The 17,942-nt window shown below is 56.6% G+C and carries 17 protein-coding genes; 5 read left to right on the forward strand and 12 right to left on the reverse strand.

What is annotated here, in order from left to right:
- From greB to AUQ41_RS08245, 5 genes are all read right to left on the reverse strand, one after another.
- A complete protein-coding gene (greB, locus tag AUQ41_RS08225; RefSeq protein WP_063087714.1) occupies positions 1-480 on the reverse strand; it encodes a transcription elongation factor GreB in 480 nt (159 codons plus the stop codon).
- Between the two features lie 103 nt (positions 481-583).
- Positions 584-1,861: an MFS transporter gene (locus tag AUQ41_RS08230; protein ID WP_232308335.1), complete on the reverse strand. Its 1,278-nt coding sequence runs from the start codon at positions 1,859-1,861 to the stop codon at positions 584-586.
- A 76-nt stretch (positions 1,862-1,937) separates the two neighbouring features.
- Positions 1,938-2,885 carry a LysR family transcriptional regulator gene (locus tag AUQ41_RS08235; protein WP_063087716.1) on the reverse strand — a complete coding sequence of 316 codons (948 nt, stop codon included), beginning with the start codon at positions 2,883-2,885 and terminating at the stop codon, positions 1,938-1,940.
- Positions 2,886-2,977: 92 nt separating this feature from the next.
- Positions 2,978-4,153: a DUF3095 domain-containing protein gene (locus AUQ41_RS08240; RefSeq protein WP_063087718.1), complete on the reverse strand. Its 1,176-nt coding sequence runs from the start codon at positions 4,151-4,153 to the stop codon at positions 2,978-2,980.
- 55 nt (positions 4,154-4,208) lie between these two features.
- Positions 4,209-4,427: a SlyX family protein gene (locus AUQ41_RS08245; protein WP_063087720.1), complete on the reverse strand. Its 219-nt coding sequence runs from the start codon at positions 4,425-4,427 to the stop codon at positions 4,209-4,211.
- A 111-nt stretch (positions 4,428-4,538) separates the two neighbouring features.
- Here AUQ41_RS08245 and AUQ41_RS08250 point away from each other — a divergent pair, with 111 nt between their 5' ends.
- Positions 4,539-5,084: a trans-aconitate 2-methyltransferase gene (locus tag AUQ41_RS08250; protein ID WP_063087722.1), complete on the forward strand. Its 546-nt coding sequence runs from the start codon at positions 4,539-4,541 to the stop codon at positions 5,082-5,084.
- 29 nt (positions 5,085-5,113) lie between these two features.
- Here the strand turns inward: AUQ41_RS08250 and AUQ41_RS08255 are convergent, their stop codons facing one another.
- The 3 genes from AUQ41_RS08255 to AUQ41_RS08265 form a co-directional block, all read right to left on the reverse strand.
- Positions 5,114-5,365: a GDCCVxC domain-containing (seleno)protein gene (locus AUQ41_RS08255; RefSeq protein WP_063087724.1), complete on the reverse strand. Its 252-nt coding sequence runs from the start codon at positions 5,363-5,365 to the stop codon at positions 5,114-5,116.
- A complete protein-coding gene (locus AUQ41_RS08260) occupies positions 5,352-6,236 on the reverse strand; it encodes an NAD(P)-dependent oxidoreductase (protein ID WP_063087726.1) in 885 nt (294 codons plus the stop codon). Before AUQ41_RS08260 ends, AUQ41_RS08255 begins: the two co-directional genes overlap by 14 nt.
- 274 nt (positions 6,237-6,510) lie before the next feature.
- Complete coding sequence (locus tag AUQ41_RS08265; RefSeq protein WP_008890260.1) at positions 6,511-6,924, reverse strand: tellurite resistance TerB family protein; 414 nt, start codon at positions 6,922-6,924, stop codon at positions 6,511-6,513.
- A 483-nt stretch (positions 6,925-7,407) separates the two neighbouring features.
- Here AUQ41_RS08265 and AUQ41_RS08270 point away from each other — a divergent pair, with 483 nt between their 5' ends.
- A complete protein-coding gene (locus AUQ41_RS08270) occupies positions 7,408-10,419 on the forward strand; it encodes an EAL domain-containing protein (protein ID WP_232308336.1) in 3,012 nt (1,003 codons plus the stop codon).
- A gap of 81 nt (positions 10,420-10,500) precedes the next feature.
- Here AUQ41_RS08270 and AUQ41_RS08275 read toward each other — a convergent pair whose 3' ends face one another.
- The 3 genes from AUQ41_RS08275 to AUQ41_RS08285 all read right to left on the reverse strand — a co-directional run bounded on the left by AUQ41_RS08275 (position 10,501) and on the right by AUQ41_RS08285 (position 12,824).
- Positions 10,501-11,145, reverse strand: a complete 645-nt coding sequence (locus tag AUQ41_RS08275; protein WP_063087730.1) for a Crp/Fnr family transcriptional regulator — start codon at positions 11,143-11,145, stop codon at positions 10,501-10,503.
- A 200-nt stretch (positions 11,146-11,345) separates the two neighbouring features.
- Positions 11,346-11,792 (reverse strand): DUF2946 family protein, encoded by a 447-nt coding sequence (locus tag AUQ41_RS08280; RefSeq protein WP_008890257.1) that lies wholly within the window; start codon positions 11,790-11,792, stop codon positions 11,346-11,348.
- A 141-nt stretch (positions 11,793-11,933) separates the two neighbouring features.
- Positions 11,934-12,824: a DMT family transporter gene (locus AUQ41_RS08285; protein ID WP_063088032.1), complete on the reverse strand. Its 891-nt coding sequence runs from the start codon at positions 12,822-12,824 to the stop codon at positions 11,934-11,936.
- A gap of 102 nt (positions 12,825-12,926) precedes the next feature.
- Here AUQ41_RS08285 and AUQ41_RS08290 point away from each other — a divergent pair, with 102 nt between their 5' ends.
- From AUQ41_RS08290 to AUQ41_RS08300, 3 genes are all read left to right on the forward strand, one after another.
- Positions 12,927-13,826, forward strand: a complete 900-nt coding sequence (locus tag AUQ41_RS08290; protein WP_063087732.1) for a LysR substrate-binding domain-containing protein — start codon at positions 12,927-12,929, stop codon at positions 13,824-13,826.
- A gap of 110 nt (positions 13,827-13,936) precedes the next feature.
- Positions 13,937-14,506 (forward strand): HdeD family acid-resistance protein, encoded by a 570-nt coding sequence (locus AUQ41_RS08295; protein ID WP_040823471.1) that lies wholly within the window; start codon positions 13,937-13,939, stop codon positions 14,504-14,506.
- Positions 14,507-14,533: 27 nt separating this feature from the next.
- A complete protein-coding gene (locus AUQ41_RS08300; protein ID WP_083952811.1) occupies positions 14,534-16,459 on the forward strand; it encodes a heavy metal translocating P-type ATPase in 1,926 nt (641 codons plus the stop codon).
- Between the two features lie 55 nt (positions 16,460-16,514).
- Here the strand turns inward: AUQ41_RS08300 and AUQ41_RS08305 are convergent, their stop codons facing one another.
- Positions 16,515-17,891 (reverse strand): PepSY domain-containing protein, encoded by a 1,377-nt coding sequence (locus tag AUQ41_RS08305; RefSeq protein WP_063087734.1) that lies wholly within the window; start codon positions 17,889-17,891, stop codon positions 16,515-16,517.
- Positions 17,892-17,942 lie beyond the last annotated feature (51 nt).

Below are 17,942 nucleotides of genomic sequence, written 5' to 3' on the forward strand. Positions count from 1 at the left end.
TTAGGCCGGATAGCTGACCTCTAAGATTTCAAGCTCATCCTCGCCCGACGGTGTGCGAACGGTGACGACATCGCCGACACCCGATTTCATCAGGGCGCGTGCGACCGGCGAAATCCAGCTGATCTTGCCATTGAGGCTGTCTGCCTCGTCCTCGCCAACGATGCGGATGGTTTTTTCTTCGTCGCGGGCATTCACATAGGTGACGGTGGCGCCAAAGAAGATATGGGCGTGATCGGGTTGTTCATCAGAGCGGACGACGACGGCATCCTCGATCCGCTTGCGCAGATAACGCACACGGCGATCAATTTCGCGCAGGCGCTTTTTGCCATAGATGTAATCCCCGTTTTCCGAACGGTCGCCATTGCCCGCTGCCCAATGGACAACAGCCACGACTTCCGGCCGTTCCTTTTTCCAAAGGTGGTCGAGTTCGGATTTAAGGGCGTCTAGCCCTTCGGGGGTGATGTAAATCGGTCTGTCCATGGTCTGCGTTTTAACGCAAAGCCGATGGTTGGAAAAGAGAACAAAAAAAGCAGCGCCCGAACGGTACCGGGCGCTGCTTTGATTTGTGAAATGCGCGGCGAACCTATGCCTTGGCCGTGGCGCGCAGTTCCCTGTCATCAATCGGCATATGCACGATGGCGGCAAAGACACCAAGGGCCACCGATGCCCACCAGACGGCATCGAAATTACCGGTCAGGTCATAGACAATGCCGCCCATCCAGGCGCCAAAGAACGCGCCGATCTGATGAGACAGCATGACAATGCCAAACAGGGTTGCCATGTAGCGCGGGCCAAAGACCTGTGCGATCAGGCCACTGGTCAGCGGCACGGTCGAAAGCCAAAGTGCGCCCATCGATGCCGAAAACAGCAAGATGGTTTCAGACGTTTTGGGTGCAAAGATAAAGATCACGATGACCAGCGCACGCATGCCGTAAATAAACGACAGGCCATATTTCTTGCGCCATTTGCCACCGGCCCAACCGGCGGTCAGCGTGCCGACAATGTTAAACAGCCCGATCAATGCCAGACCCTCGGCCGCGACCGAACGGGGCAAGCCGCAAAGTTCGGTAAAGGTCGGAAGGTGGGTGGCGATCACCGCGATGTGGAAACCGCAGACAAAGAAACCGGCATTAAGCAATGCGAAGCCGCGATGTTTGCGGGCCTCGTGGAACGCGGCGGCCAAGCCCTGCGGACCCAGATCGGGGGTGGCGGTCGGGCTGTTGCCTTCGGCCTTGCCGGTCATGGCAAAGGCGGCCGGGATGATCAGCATCGAAATGGCTGCAAGGATAACAAGGGCTGAGACATAACCAAGCGAGCTGTTGAGCGCCTGGGTGGTCGGAGCCATCACCAACTGACCAACCGAACCACCAGCGGAGGCCAGGCCCAGTGCGAAGCTTCGCTTTTCATTGCTGAAAACGCGGCTGATGGCGGCAAGCACCACCGGAAAACTCGTGATGCCAACACCGGTGCCAATCAGGAAACCTGCGGTGAGGTAAAGCTCGCCGGGGGAGGCGGATGTCCCCATCAGATAAAGCCCAAGCGCATAAACGATGCCACCGCCAATCAGGGTCCGGGTCGTGCCAAACCGATCTGCAATGGCACCGGCGATCGGGGCGGAAATACCCCACATCAGGTTTTGAATGGCAAAGGCCAGACCAAAGGTGGCCGCGTTCCAGCCGGTGTCATTGAGCATATCCGGGATAAACAGGCCAAGTGACTGACGCACACCAAGGTTCAGTGATAAAACAAGGCAGCCTGAAAGCAGAACCAGCCACGGGAACCATTTTTTTGCCCGCATGATGGTCATGCGTGCGGGGCTTTGCGGCGGCGGACTTTGGGGCGAGCTTTGAGTGGGGCTCATAGGCGTTCCTCCGAGAGGGATTATTGTTTGGTGGCGATATTGAACGCGGTGGCGCTATGCGTCCAATTCATTCGGATTATGATGCTGATAACATTTCTGCATGCGGGGTATCGGATGCTTTGCCGGCATTAATCACCAGTTCACCAACCTTGTCGATAATATCGTCAAGATCAGAGCTTGATGCGCGCCGGATCAGGGTGATGGCCATGCCCCAGTTCATGCCGGGGATATCCAGGATCTTGATCCGGTTTGCGGCCGGGCTGTGCTGGCAAAACCGCCGCGCCATGATCCCGTAACCAGCCCCGGCGGCGACCATTTCGATCTGCAATTCAAGGGCGGAGACCTCAAGCACGGATGTGAATTCGACCCCGTTTTTATGCGCCCATGCATTGCCAAGCGCACGGAAGGTGCAGCCTTCGGGCATCAGGATCATCGGGTGTTTGGCAAGTTCTTTGATGGTTGTCGGATGGGGACGGGCTGATTTCGGGCCGATGGCAACGATTTCGTCATCCAGCAGGGTTTGCGGCGACAGACTTGCCGGCAGATCGCGGGTTTGTACCCCGCCAACAATGCCGTTTGGGCCATCAAGCGACAGCATGGCATCAATTTCACCCCGGCGCAGAAGGGGAAGAAGTTCGGCTGACCAGCCGCTTTTGATCGAAAGCGACATATCCGGGAAGGCCCGATGCAGGGAACGGAGTTCTTGGGCGGCCAGAAGCGGGGCGGCCCCGTGGCTTACGCCCAGTCGAAACGGGCCGTGGCGTTTGGTGTTGCCAAGAACCGAGTCACTGAAACCTTCAAGACGGCGCAACAGATCGCGTGCCTCGGTAAGCGCCCGGTGCCCGGCGATGGTTGGTTGCAGGGGCTTGGTGGCGCGGTCAAACAGGCTTTTGCCAATGCGTTCTTCAAGACGCTGAATACGGCGGGTGACGGCAGGTTGCGTCAGGCCAAGTCGATCCGCCGCACCGTGAAAGGATTGCGCATCTGCAACGGCGATAAGGGTTTCAAGCTCGCGGGTGTCCATGGGGCTATCCTGATCCGTTCGGGATCAGGGAAGTGTCCGGGATAATCCATGGTCATGCAAGAAATCTATTGTAGCGTCACAATCGATGCGTTTCATGCATTGGCGGATGATGCGCCAGTGGCCTGATCACGGTTTCTTTTTGCCTTGAACGCGGTGGCCGCCGCGGTATAGCCGCCTTCGCCACCATCAAGAAAATGGAAATGTGCGTCGCTTGTGATGGAGGGCACGATGCAGGTCATGATCGCGCTGCGTTGGCGATGGGTGCCAAAATGTATGTCGCCTTGCAGTTCTGCCGCATGCAAAAGGGCTTCGACTTCTTCTGCACGGGTCAAACTGCAATTCACCGTCATCCAAAGCCCATCGCCAAATTTGCGAAAGTCGGTGTTATAGCCGGTGTAATCGCGATAGCGCCTTGGATCAAACGCGCCCAGTTTCCAGCCAGTTTTCATCAGAATGGCCGCTATCAGCGCGATGTAAAGCGCCTTGAGCCATGCTTTGATATAACCGCCTTCCTTGTGTTTGGTGGCCTCTGCCTCAAGATGCATTCCGGGCGGCGGGAAGGCGACACCGGGCCCGTTTTCGGGGATCGGGCTGCTTTTGCGCGGGCTGTCATCAAGAATGGCAAACAGTTCATGAACCGTGGCATCAAACCGGGTGCGGTCGTCACGTCCTGCAACAATGATCGACAGAATAACGTCTGAACCCTCCGCCCGGATCGGGGACCAGCGGCATGAAAGCCCGGTCAGATCCGGTCGACTGCCGGGCGGAGCCGCCGGGATCATGTTGTTGCCCTGTTTCATCTGGTCTTCGGCCCATTGCATGCCGCCGCCGGCAAACATGGCATAGGAAACCGGATTGGAAACAGCATAGCGCGCAATGCGGACATCATGGCCAGCAGCCCGGATATCGCCGATCCGCACAAGACCGACACGCAATTCAAGATCCAGGGTTTCAGCCGCCCAGGTGGCCGTCGATGCCATGGCATCGCGCACCGCGTCAATCTGATCCGGGGGGCAGGCAAAACTTGCGCCATCGCCGCCAAACAGGAATGGGTAATCTGAATGGCCAAGCACATTGCTGACCGCACAGATCACCGACGCACCGACCATATTGACGTCCTTGTATCGACCGGCTTCGACCGCCTTGGTCGATCCAATCACATCGGATGTGCCCACCCACCAGTCATCGGGAAGGGCATGATACACCGTGCCATCAAGGACCTTTCCGAAGTCGTCAAAGGTCGGTATGTCGAGATAAAGGTTGGTCAAATCGATCTTTCATTGGCAGGCGCGATTGCCAGAAACCAGCAAACCCTGCGTGCCATCAATAATGCGGCGGTGGTGCGTCGTCTTCGGGTGCTGTACGCAGGAAATCGATCATGCGTTTAATATCAGACGACATTAATTTGTTCTGACGTTCAAGCAGATCGATACGATCCCACTGCTTTTTGATCATGTCGGACAGGTCGGTGACGACGGTTTCCATGTGGGCAAGCTGTATTTCAAGCTCGGTTATGCGGCTGTCGGTTTCTTCGTGGCTCATTCCGGTATCTTCTGCAAATGTGTTCAGTTGGCTGTGTGTGCCGTGACTTGCGGTACGCGCATGCCTGTGGCACCACTGCGCGGCACGGACCCTAACATATCTGGATGGTTGATGACTGATTTATCCGTATTGGCCCTTGTCGGAATTATTTTGGCGCTGATTGCGGGTTATGCAATCCGGCTAAAGGCCGTTCCGATGCCGACATCGGCCAAGGCAGCCGACGAAATCATCGCCTATATCCCGGGTGATACCAAGGCCGTGACGGATTTCGGATCTGGCTGGGGGGATCTGGCACTGGCGATTGCGCGTGCAAGGCCAGATGTCAAAGTAACCGGTATTGAATTATCGCCAATCCCCTATGCCATCAGCCGGATGCGGGCGGTTTTGGCCGCGCGGCCCAACCTTGATTTCATCCGGGGTGATTTTAAAACCCTTGATCGCGATCCGGGCGACGTTGTGGTGTGTTTTCTTGATCCGCGGGTGATGGGCGACGTTGGCGATGTGCTCGATCAGCGTATGGCAAATGGCGGTATTTTGATATCCCGCGCCTTTGCCATTCCCGGCTGGCAGGCGTTTGGCGAAGTGCCGATGAAAACCGGATCGGACCACCTTTATCTGTATCGGATCGGCAGCCACAAGCCGGGCATTGTTGCCTGATCTGTGTTGCCTAATCTGGCGTGCGCAGCTCAGTTGCCATGCCCGCAACAGCCACCGTCTTCCCCGCGCCCATGTAACTGGATCGGCGGGCAGGGGACGGTGCCGTATGAACAGAAAACGCAGCAATCGCCGGCCTTGGGTCGCAGCACTGCACCGCATCCCTTGCAGTCATAAAAATACTGGCAGGCATCCGTCGGCATGGTTTCGGTTTCGACATGCCCGCATTCGGGGCAGGTCAGAACCGAGACCAGTTCGACATGATCGGCATCAGTCTTCTTCATAGACTTTGATCAATGCTGAATGATCGAGATCGCCATGGCCCATGTCGATCAATTCGTCATAAAGTTCCATGGCAAGACGGGTGATGGGCAGTTCGACCCCCAGTTCGCCTTCGGAAAATTCAAGCGCCTGGAACAGGTCCTTGCGCTGGGTGACGACCTTGCCGCCCGGTTCGAAATTACGTTCGATCATGCGTTCGCCGTGCTTTTGCAAGATCGCAGAATCGGCAAAGCCACCGGTCAGCGCAGATCGCAGCTTATCAAGATCGACACCGGCTTCATCGGCCATGGAAAAGGCTTCGGCAACGGCACCGATGGTGATGCCGACAATCATCTGATTGGCCGCCTTGGCAATCTGGCCGGAACTGACATCGCCGACATGGGTGACGCGCGACCCAAGGACGTCAAACACCCGATGGGCACGTTCGAAATCTTCGGGTGATGCGCCGACCATGATGGAAAGGGTGCCGTTCTCAGCCCCGTGGGTGCCACCGGAAACCGGGGCATCAATCCATGTGCCGCCGGCTTCTTCGACCACATCGGCAAAGCGCCGTGTGGCTTCGACCGATGTTGTGCCCATGTCGATGACGATGGTGCCTTCTTCCAGGCCGTCAATAATGCCTTCTTCGCCCAGAAGCACATTTTCAAGTGCGGGCGTGTTGGCAACACAGATAATGACGATGTCTGCCTCGGCCGCGGCATCGGCCGGGGTGCCGGCCGTTGCAATGCCAAGATCTTCGAAGGCATTGAGTGTTTCGGGATTACGGGTATTGACGGTCAGGACTGCACCGGCCTTTTCAAGATTGAGCGCCATCGGACGCCCCATCAATCCAAGTCCGATAAAGGCGATGTTTTCCCCGGAAAGAGCGGTCATGACGGCGATCCCTTTGTGTGACGGTAGCTATATCTGAATTGGCGACGCAAAAACGGTCCGCGCCCATTGGCCCGAAACCGGAAAGTTTTGTTGGCTGGCTCCTGACCCATTCTGGATGACCAAGAGCAGCAGTTTCAGGGCGTAACGCCCAAAATGCGCTTTGGGTTCCACAAATTCGATCAGACAGGCCCAACACAAAGTTGGAATGCTGAATTAACCGTTTTTCAATCAACGAGGCCGTGCTGGCAAGGTGCCGCGGCCGTCGTTGCAAACATCAAAAATCACCGGGCCGGACATAGCGCGCCGCCATGGCGCGTTCGATGGCCGATCCGACCAACCGGTCAATATCAAGCCGGTGGCGAAGCAATTCAAGAATGCGGAGTTCTTCCTGGCTGATTTCACTGTCGGACAGGACGATTTCACAGGCGAAGACATACGCGGTTTCGCGCAGTTTGCGCGGCAGGGCATCGCGGATCATATCCAGCGTGCGGTCCATGCCGTCTTCTTCGCCCAGCAGCTTGGCGCAATCGCGCGCAACACTGGTGACGCCATCATTGTCAAATCCGGCAAAAATCGGAAGATAACGGACCCGGCGGCCCATCGCGGAAAGTTCGGCGTCGGTGATATCGTTATCGGCGGCCGATACCATAACCATTGTGTAGATCAAGGCGTCCTGATGCGAAATCACGTTGGTTACTCCTTATCGAGGATGGTTCCCTGAAACGCTTTTATCCGGACTTTGACGTTGAGATCCGGACAGTGTGAAAACCACCGAGCCGAGCGATGGTATGCCGATAAACTTCCACGGGCAACAGTTAACCGATGAATTTTCAAGGATTTTAAGGATTACGTAGTGAAATCGCGTTCATTCTGTCGGCACCGGTCGCGCGGGCGTTGAAAGCCGTGAAAAAGGCGGCATGCGCGACCAAAAGAACAAAAAATGAAGCCGCTACAAAAATACAAGCAAAATGATTGGGGTTGGTGGCTCTCGTCGGGGAAAATTTGGCTTTGCACTGCATGGGGTAGCAGTTATGGTCGCGCAGCGACAACAAACATGACGAATAAAGCCGCTATGGGAGACATCAACGCAATCGATTCCGTCGGTATGTTGACGGCGTTGATCAGCCACCTGTGTTTGCCGTCTGGAGCATATGATCCAGACGAAGGACGATTGCTCGTAAATTCAGCATGGCGCGAAGCCTATGACGAGAGTGTCCAGGTCGGCGCATGGGTTTCTCCGGACGCAGTTGAAGGTCTGTCGAAACCGCTTGCCGAGCTTTCGGGGCGGCTTCTTGATATTGGCGGCTACCATTATATCGAATGTGGGTTCCGGGACTCTGCATGTGTGTTGTTCGGCTGGAAGCTGAGCATCGGTCGGCGCACCTATATCCGCTTTACAACCATTGAAGCCACCGTTTCATCGGGCATCGGATCGCTGATTTCACCGCAACCGGTTTTGCTGGTGGAAACCAACGGTCGCCTGCGCAGCACCAATTGCGCGGCAGAGCAGCTTGCCCTTGAAATGGGCATGGCATCGCCGCTTGATCTGATGCATCCAGGCGACCAGCGCCCGCTGGTCAGTGACGAAGGTCCGCAATTTGACACCGAAAGTCCGCGCACCGTCCATTACGGGCAGCGGTTCTTCCAGTGGCAGTATATCACGCTGGAAAATTCGGGTTGTCTGGTGCTGTTTGGTCAGGAACGCACGCGCGAGGAAAGCTATCGCCGCGCCCTTGAACATGCTGTCCACGGTATTATCGAGCTGAATGCCGAAGGCACGATCACCAATGTGAACGAAGAAACCGCGTCACTGTTCAATTATGATTCCGTGCGCGAAGTGACCCAGGCCTATTTTCGCCATCCCGAAACCTTTTATGCCAGCGACAGCGACCGCATTCAGCTGCGTCGTGATCTTGCATCCGGCAAGGGTGTCCAGGCCCGCGATATTGAAATGCGCCGGGCCGATGGCAGCCAGATCTGGGTGCGGGTCAATGCCACCGAAATTCGTGGCGAAGGCGGTATGCTGCTAGGCTATAGCGTTACCATCACCGATATTACCAAGAACCGTCAGGCGGAATATGACCTGCGTCGGCGTCAGGAACGCTATCGCGCCTTGGTTCAGACGGCGGGCAGCGTCATTCTGTTCCTCGATGCCGAGGGACGCATTCTGGAATACAACCGCGAATGCGAATGGACGTTCGGCTATTCCTGGATGGAGGCCGCAGGCCAGAACTTCTTTGACTTTTTGCTGGTTGAAGAAGACCGCGCGCGTGTTCGGACGGCAGTGCGCCGCTTGCTGTCGGGCGAAATCATCAAGGATGAGGTCCTTTCATTCAAGCGCCGCGACGGTGAAACCCGCCTGTTGCAGTGGAATGCACGCGCGCATTTCGGCGAGGATGGCGACGTTGCCGGTGTGATCTGTATCGGTCAGGACGTGACAGAAAAACTGTCGGTCGAACGCGCACTCCGCCATGCCGAGGAAAAATTCCGCGGCATTTTCGAAAACTCGGCAGAAGGGCTGTTTCAAAGCATTCCGCTTGGCCCGATCCTGTCGGCCAACCCGGCCTTTGCGTCCATTCTGGGCTATGACGCGGTCGAAAGCCTGATTGCAAAGGAACATGACTGGGCGTTTCATTATCTGAACCCGGTCAATCGGTTGCGGTTTATCGGCCGGTTGCTGCGCGACGGGATTGTGCAGGGATTTGAAACCGAGATGCGCCGTGAAGACGGCAAAATCATCTGGGTCGAGGAAAATGCCCGTCTTGTCCGCGATGAGAAGGGCCGTCCGACCCTGATTGACGGATCAATCACCGATATCACCGATCGCAAACGCAGCGAAGCGCGCATTCAGTTCCTTGCCCATCATGACGGGCTGACCGGGCTTCCGAACCGGACCCTGTTCCAGGAACGGTTGGCGGCGGCAGTTGCGCGCAGCAAACGCGAACGCTGCCACTTTGTCCTGATGATGTTTGATCTTGATAACTTCAAGGACATCAACGACACGCTTGGCCATCCGATTGGCGATCTGCTTTTGCAGGGGGTTGGCGAACGTATGCGGGTTTGCCTGCGCAACGAGGATGTGGTCGCGCGTCTTGGCGGTGACGAATTCGCGGTTCTGATCCACGAGCCGGGCTCGGTCGAGGAAGTGACCTTTGTCGCCCAGCGTCTGATCGAACGCATTTCAGAACGTTTCATGCTGGATGGCAATGAAGTGCAGGCCTCGACCTCGGTCGGGATTTGTATGTATCCGCAAGATGGTCGCGATGAAAAGGACCTGCTGCGCAATGCAGACTTGGCGCTTTATTGTTCCAAGGCCGAGGGACGCAATCGCTATCACTTCTTTGAACCGAAACTTCAGGTCGAGGTTCAGGAACGCAAGGCTATGGAACGCGATCTGAGTCACGCGATTGAAAATGACGAGCTGGAGCTGTTCTATCAGCCGATCATTGATATCGTCGGTCATCGCATCATCGGCATGGAAGCGCTGGTCCGCTGGTTCAGCCCGTCACGTGGGCAGGTCAGCCCGGTTGATTTTATCCCGGTGGCTGAACGCATGGGCATCATTGCCGATATTGGCAAATGGGTACTGAACCGGGCCTGCCATCAGACCAAGGCATGGCGCGATGCGGGCTATGGCCAATTGACCATATCGGTCAATCTTTCGCCGCTTGAACTGGCCCGCCACGAAGACCTGATTGAAAGTGTCGGTGAAGTGCTTTCGCGCACTGAACTTGATCCCCATCAGTTGCAGTTCGAGGTGACCGAGGGGGCCGTGATGGACAATCCGCGCGAAGCCGCCATCACGCTTGGCATCCTGCGAAATCAGGGCATTCGTATTGCGATTGATGATTTCGGCACGGGGTATTCGTCACTGGCCTATCTCAAACGCTTCCCGGTGGACAAGATCAAGATCGACCGGTCCTTCATCATTGATATCGACAGTTCCGATGGCAATGCCGCGATCGTGCGTGCAGTCGTGTTCCTGGCGCGATCCTTTGGCATGGCGGTCAATGTTGAAGGCATTGAAACCGAAACCCAGCTTGAACATATCGCGTCCGAAGGTGTCGATGAAGTTCAGGGCTTCTATTTCAGCAAGCCGATCAGTGCCAGCGATATGGAAAGCCTGCTTAAGGCCAACCTGACCTCGCCCGCGCGTTTCCCGGTTGCCCAGCCTGGTTCATAATCAGCATTAGTGTTGATCCAAAAGAAAACGCACCGGAACGGTAGCCCGGTGCGTTTGTTGTTTGATGATCGTGACGGCCAATTATGCCGCGGATTGTTGTTGCGGGTCGCCTGCGACCTTGCACAGCTTGTCGCGATCAATCCGCATGGTTGATGGCATGCGCGGGTTGCGGATGATTGCGCCCTCACGCCTCAGATTGGCGATCATGCGACTGGCGGTTTCGGTCGTGGTCGCAACGATATTGCCAAGCTTTTCCCGGTTGGGCAGTGAAACCAGATCATTATGGGCAGACCACAACAGGAACCGGCAAATGCGGCGCATGGCCGAACCGGTGCCAAAACTGATCTTAAGCTGCTGACCATCCATGACCTCACTTGCCAGAAGCGATGTTACAGCCGATTGCGTGCGGGTGTCATTTTGCTGGGCAAGACGGATCCGCTGGATCGGGATGCGTTTAATCACCGACGGTGCGATGGTTTCAATCACCAGCGACGGGTCGGTCACCGCCAGCATTTCAAGGCCGATCGGATCGCCGGGGCGATAAACCCGGCAGACCTGTCTTTCCCCCTGTTCGGTGTATTTGCAGCGCAGCGCCAGTCCGGACTGCACAATGTAGACATAAGTGTGGTCCTGGCTGTGATGTCCGATGCTGGCATCGGATGGCAAAGTCAAAACGGCGGGTTCGGCAAGTTTTTCCAATACAAGCAAGGCGTCGTCTTTGTTCATGGGGTTCTCCCATTGGCAAACTTACGGATACGCGGCAATGCCGTCGCGTATCGACACCAGTCTGTGAACCGGGATGTCCCGGAAGTTGCCGGTTTTACCGGCTGGTATGGGATGTTGATCGGATAGAACCACGTCCGTCAGATACAGTTGTGGCGTAAAACCGCCAACAAGGCCCTGAAAGACAGTGCTTGGAAATCCGGTCAGATGGCGACCGGCGGTGCGCGCGGAGATGCGGCAATCGGGCAGAAATCGTGCAGACGTGCCGTAATGTGAAGGGCGGTGACCTGATTAGACAGTCGGATCCGATGGATCAGTGGCAATTCAGGTTCAACCGGCATGCCGACCACATGGTTGCCAAGGCCGCAACTGGCGCACTGGAAGCCATCAAAGGCGTCGGAACTGTGCGGATTGGCAGTGCGATCTGCGGCAAGGTCGGCCGGCACCGAAATGGTTTTGATGCCATTTGCGGTACAGATAATCAGCGGGACATAGGTCTGGGAAACTTCCGTGTTCGACGTCGGCACTGTTTCAAGGGCGACAGGCGCGTGCATGAACCCGAAAAACAGCGCGTTGACCAGCAACAGCCACGCCACACAAAGTGACAGGGTGCGTCGTGCAACCAAGCTGTTGAGCGGTGTGAAATACACGGGTTTCCATCCAGATTGGATAAGGTCAGGAATTTGATAGACCCTTGAAACCCCCATGTCAAAGCATCGAATTGTGAACCAGTTATCAGTTTTTCTTTATAATCGTTCTGATATGCCGGGCCAGGCCCGGCACACCCTTGGTTACGCTGTTGCCCTGCGGCCCGATCTTGCCATGGAAATGCGCAACATAACCACACCGGTTATCGCGACCGCGCCGCCAATCAGGGTCAGGATATCGGGTGTAATACCGCTTAGAGTCCATGCCAGCACCACGGCGATGGGTGGCACCAGATACAAAAAGTTCGCCGCTGATGCCGGGCCAAAATGGCCGATTGCGATGCTCCAGGTGGCATAGCCAAGGGATGCGGAAACAAGACCAAGGAACAACACCGCCGAAATCACCGAAACCGAAGCCACACTGATTTGCGCCACCCCGTCGGGCAACCACGGGGTTAGCCACAGCGCGCCCGTGATCAGCGTCCAGCAGGTGCAGGTGGCCGGGCCATATCGCGCGATCACCCCACGCACCAGAACGAAATAGGTGGCCGATAACATGGATGCCAGAAGGATCAGCGAACTGCCATTGCCAAAACGCATCGGGCCCGGCTGACCAACAGCGATCAGGACCACACCGGAAAAACTCACCGCCGTGGCAATCCAGGCACCAATCCCGAACCGGTCGCGCAAAAAGACAGTGGCCAGCATCGCCGTCCAGATCGGCAATGTGTTGATGATAAAGCTTGCCGCCCCCGGTGATACCGTTTGCTGCCCGGTATTAAGCAACCAGTTATAGATGCTGATGCCAAGTGCGCCGCCCAATCCAAGCCGTGCAAGATCAACCAGCGTGGGCATGTCCGGGCGTTTGATCGCAAGCCAGATCACAGCCGGGCAGGCCGCCAGTGTGAAACGCACCGCAGCAAGGGGCAGGGGATCAAGCCCCGAAAGCGCAACCCCGATCAACGGAAAGGCCGCCGCCCAGGACAGAACCGTAATCAGGGCGCAGGCAAGGCCCAAAGTGGCTTGTGAGAACATCAGCATTCCCCTCGTTCTGTGCGAATGAATTTGTCTTCTGTCTTGCTGATATCGCGATCATGAGTGTTGACATAGAACATAGCTTGGGGATCAGATGTGCATATGGTGCACAGCAATGACCTTTCCCTTCCGCCTCTTGCGCTGTTACCCGCCGTGATGGCCGCGGCGCGCAACGGGTCCTTTTCGGCCGCCGCCAGTGAAATGGGTGTGACACATAGTGTGATCAGTCGCCATGTTGCACAGGTCGAACAATGGCTTGGCTATGATTTGTTTGAACGTTATGGCCGCGGGGTGCGCCCGACGCCTGATGGGCAACGGTTTTTGCGCGAAACACAGGCGGCGATTGATCTTTTGTCACAAGGCGCGCAGCCATGGCGGCAACGCCGTGGACTGGATGTCATCAAAATAAGTTTGCTGCCATCCTATGCCCGGATCTGGTTTCTTAAGCTTGTGCCCGAGATCGAGCGTGATCTGAATGTGCGGCTTGAACTTGAAATTACCGAACGGCTGGCCGATTTCGATGGCGGGCAGACCGACATCGCCATTCGCTGTGGCAAGGGACAATGGCCGGGCACCAAATCAAGCTTGTTGTTTTCCGACGATCTGGTGCCGCTGATTTCGCCCAAGCTTCTGGATGGGCGCGATCCGCACAGCCTTGATGCGGAGGCGATTGCAAGTTTACCGCTTTTAAATGACAGCGACGCCACCGGCTGGCGGCATTGGTTGGCCGAGCATGGGGTCAAGTATAAGCCCAAGCCGTCGGATCGCCGCTTCGAGGATTACAGTGTCGGGCTGTCTGCGGCGGATGCCGGGCTTGGTGTGATTTTGGCGCGCTTGCCGTTTGCGCGCATGGCAACTGGAAATCACGACCTGATCATGCTGCCTTTCGCACCGGTTCGAAGCCCGCTTGCGACGTTTTTGGTGCAGCCGGCCTATGACCAGCGCCCGGCGGTGCGTGCGGTCGCAGAACGCTTGATCACGGCGGCGAAGGCCTGCGACTAAGATCAGCGCCTTGGGAACTTGTCCTATTCGACAGGCGTTAGATGGGCTATAATTTGCAGCAATTTCAGGTTGATATTGCCGCGATCCACAGCAGTCAGGAGCACCCTACCATGACCTTGATCGTTAATGACGGAACGCCGGAAATGCGTGGCCTTTTGGAAAAGGGGCGCAAACGGCTGCGCAACGTCGGCGTGGTGATGCTGATCCTTGGCGTACTGGCGGTGGCCTTTCCCTTTGTCACGACAATTGCCTTCAAGACCGTGATTGGCTGGCTGTTCCTGTTTGGGGCGCTTGGTCATTTTTACGGGGCCTGGAATGCCGATACCCCGACACGGCGCAGCCTTGATGTCGTGCAGGGGATTGTCTTTGCCCTGATTGGCGGCTGGCTGGCCTTCATGCCAGAAGGCGGCATTGTGACATTGACCGTGTTGCTGGCGATTGCCTTTTTGCTGCACGGGATTTTTGAAACCCTGATGGCGTTGTGGCTCAAACAGTTTCCCGGTTGGAAATGGATGCTGGTTTCTGGCGGGATTTCGGTTCTGGCCGGTGTCCTGATCTTTGCCGAACTGCCAAGCTCCGCGACCTGGGCGATTGGTTTGTTGATTGGCATCAATCTGTTGTCGTCGGGTTTCAGTTATCTGATGGTATCGATGGCGATGGGCAAGGTTTCGCAGGCTTGAAAACCATAAACATATAAGGGGTAAGGCATGGCAAACACGGCACCAGTTGGTGTTCTTGAACGGTGTGATGATGCCTTGTCCGCCCCGTCCCTTAACCGCGCCATTCTGATTATTACCCTGCTTGCCATGGCTGGGCATTTTATCCTGATGTTTCCCGCGGCGTTTGGTCTGCCCGAGAGGATGCTTGGGCAACGCACCGCAGACCTGCCGCTTTTGGTTTTGTTTGTGGTGGGTGGCATCCCCATTTTGGCGCAGCTTGCAATCAAGCTTTTGCGGCGTGAAATGGGGGCTGATTTCCTGGCTGCCATTGCCTTTGTTACCGGCGTGGTGCTGGCGGAATATCTTGCAGCCAGCCTGATCATATTGATGCTGACCGGCGGGCAGGTTCTTGAAGGCTTTGCCATGCGCAAGGCGTCCTCGGCCCTTAATGCCCTGGCCAAGCGCATGCCAAGTGTCGCGCATCGCAAATCCTCCGATGGCGAGATCACTGATATCGCAATTGATGAAATCGACATTGGCGATCTGATCGCGGTCTTCCCGCATGAAACTGCCCCCGCCGATGGCATCGTTGTTGATGGCCATGGCAGCATGGATGAAAGCTACCTGACCGGGGAGCCCTATGTCGTTGCCAAGGCACCGGGCACCAATGTGCTGTCGGGTGCGATCAATGGCGAGGCGGTGCTGATCATCCGGGCGGAAAAGCGCGCGCGGGATTCCCGTTATGCCCAGATCATGGATGTCATGGCCGAGGCCGAACAAAAACGTCCGCGCATTCGCCGTCTTGGTGATCAGATCGGTGCGTGGTTTGCCCCGGCAGCACTTTTGTTTGCTATCTTGGTCGGGTATCTGAGCAACGATTCATCGCGCTTTCTGGCCGTCCTTGTGGTGGCGACACCCTGTCCGCTTTTGATTGCCATTCCGATCACGGTGATGAGTGCGATTTCAATTGCCGCCCGGCGCGGCATTGTCATCCGCGACCCGACCGTTCTGGAACGCTTGCCAACCTGCCAAACCGCGATTTTCGATAAGACCGGTACGCTGACCTATGGCCGACCCGAACTGGTGGAGGTGCTGGCCGGGCCAGACATGGACGGCAATCTTGTCTTGCGACTGGCGGCCAGCCTTGAACGTTATTCCAAGCATCCGCTGGCCTCGGCGGTTTTGAACGCCGCGCGGGATCGCAAGCTGCCGCTTGATGAAGTTAATCATGCCTCGGAAAAACCGGGGCAGGGCTTAAGCGGGCAGGTCGATGGCCATGAAGTTGCGGTGACCCACCGCAACAAGCTGATGAAATCCGACCCCGAGATCGCAGCCCTTCTGCCCGATACCGCCGCCGGGCTTGAATGCGTGGTGCTGGTTGATGGTAAATATGGCGCGACGTTCCGCTTCCGCGATACGCCGCGCGCCGAAGGCGAAAGCTTCGTCGGTCATCTGGGTGATATCCATCATTTCAAAAAGGTGATGTTGCTGTCAGGCGACCGCGAAAGCGAGGTCAGCTACCTTTCCGAACTGCTGGGTATTTCCGAAAGTTTGGCATCGCAAAGCCCGGAACAGAAAGTCGCGATCGTTCGCGCAGAAACAGCCAAGGCCCCGACATTGTTCATGGGCGATGGCATCAACGATGCCCCGGCACTGGCCGTTGCCACCGTTGGTATCGCCTTTGGCAAGGAAAGTGCGGTGACAGCCGATGCCGCCGGGGCCGTGATCCCCGAGGCGTCGTTGGTGACCGTCGACGAGCTTCTTCACATCAGCATGGCGATGCGTCGCATCCTTTTGCAAAGTGTGATTGGCGGAATGGTGTTGTCCATCGTCGCCATGGGGTTTGCCGCAGCGGGCTATATCACCCCGGTGGCGGGCGCGCTGTTGCAGGAAGGCATTGATATCATCGCCATCCTCAATGCGCTCAGACTGGCGATCAGGCATGAAATTGATGCGGATATTGTCGAGGAATAGAAGTTAGGCCAGTCGCGGCCCGAACATAATCCGGACCGCGATGAGATGACAGGGGTTATGCCGTGCGCAATTTGCGTTGTGGGCGGGCGACTAGCAAATAATCCAGAAGCAAGATCACGATCATCGATGCGCCGACAGTAGGATAAATGATGCCGCCGATGGCAAGGATGGCGGTGACCAATTTCAGCTTGCTTGTGTCACGCGGCATGGGCGGGACGCCAAGGGCACCGGCTGGGCGGCGTTTCCACCACATCACACCAGCCGATACCGACATGAAAATGATCAGGGCACAGATCACCAACAGCATGATCTGATTGGCGATACCAAATTCCTGGCCCATGTGAACGTTGATGCCAAATTCCATGACCTTGCCGAACGGCCCGTAATCGGCATAGCCCATATCAATCAGGGGTCTTCCGGAATATTGATCAAGGTGAATGACCCGTTGCAGCGACAGGTCATCGGGATAGATCGACGCCGAATAAACCCCGGTCTCAGTTCGCGGCAGGGCCACGACATATCCCGGTGTCAGACCCATCTCGTTAAAGTTTGCGACGGCCTGATCAATGCCGATGGGGTTCGGCGTTGTGGCCGGATGGGTTCCACCATCCACCGATTGCGGCAGGGGGATGTTTTCATTGGTCCAACTTACGTCGCCAAAGGCATTGATCATCGGAATGGTCGAAAGCGGCACATCGACCCGCACGCCGGAGGGATATCCATTGGGCGTGCCATTGGCAAACTGGTTGGCATATTTGCCCCAGAACACTGACCAGAACATACCGGTTCCGGCCATGAAGATAATGAAAACACCAATGAAGATGCCGGTGACTGAATGGGCATCACGCCACCAGATGCGGCGTTTGGGTGTTTCGCGCAGGCTGACAATTCCGCCTTTCTGACTGCCGCGCGGCCACCACAAATACATCCCGGTCAGAACCAGAAGGATCGCCCAGCCCGATGCAATTTCAATGATGTAATTCGGGATGGTGCCAAATTCGGCAAGGCTGTGAATGCGACGGACCACCCACATGATCGTGGTGCCGTCTGGCATATGACCCAGAACGTCACCGGTATAAGGATTAACGTAAACCGCCTCGCGCCCGCCGGCCTCAGTGGCAATCACGATTTCGCTGCTGCGGTCCGAACTTGCCGGGGGCATCACCTTGGCCGCACTGCCCGGAACGGCAAGAACGGCCGCGTCAATCTGTTGGCTTATCGGCAGGGGCGCTTGGCCCGATGCCTCAATAAATTTAAGGTCGGCGTGATACCAGTCATCGATTTCATCGCGATAGACGTAAGCCGCCCCTGTGATCGCCATCAGGATCATGAAGGGCAGGATCAGAAGGCCCGCATAAAAATGCCAGCGCCAGACAGCGCGATACAGGCTTGTATTGCCCTGTGATGCCGGGGTTTTGGAAGTTTCAGTCATGTTTCTTGTCCATGCATGTGCGCAAGGCGTGCGACGGTGTGTTGGCACGAC

Origin of the sequence: Thalassospira sp. MCCC 1A02898 (assembly GCF_001618185.1) — a bacterium.
Lineage (GTDB): Bacteria > Pseudomonadota > Alphaproteobacteria > Rhodospirillales > Thalassospiraceae > Thalassospira > Thalassospira tepidiphila.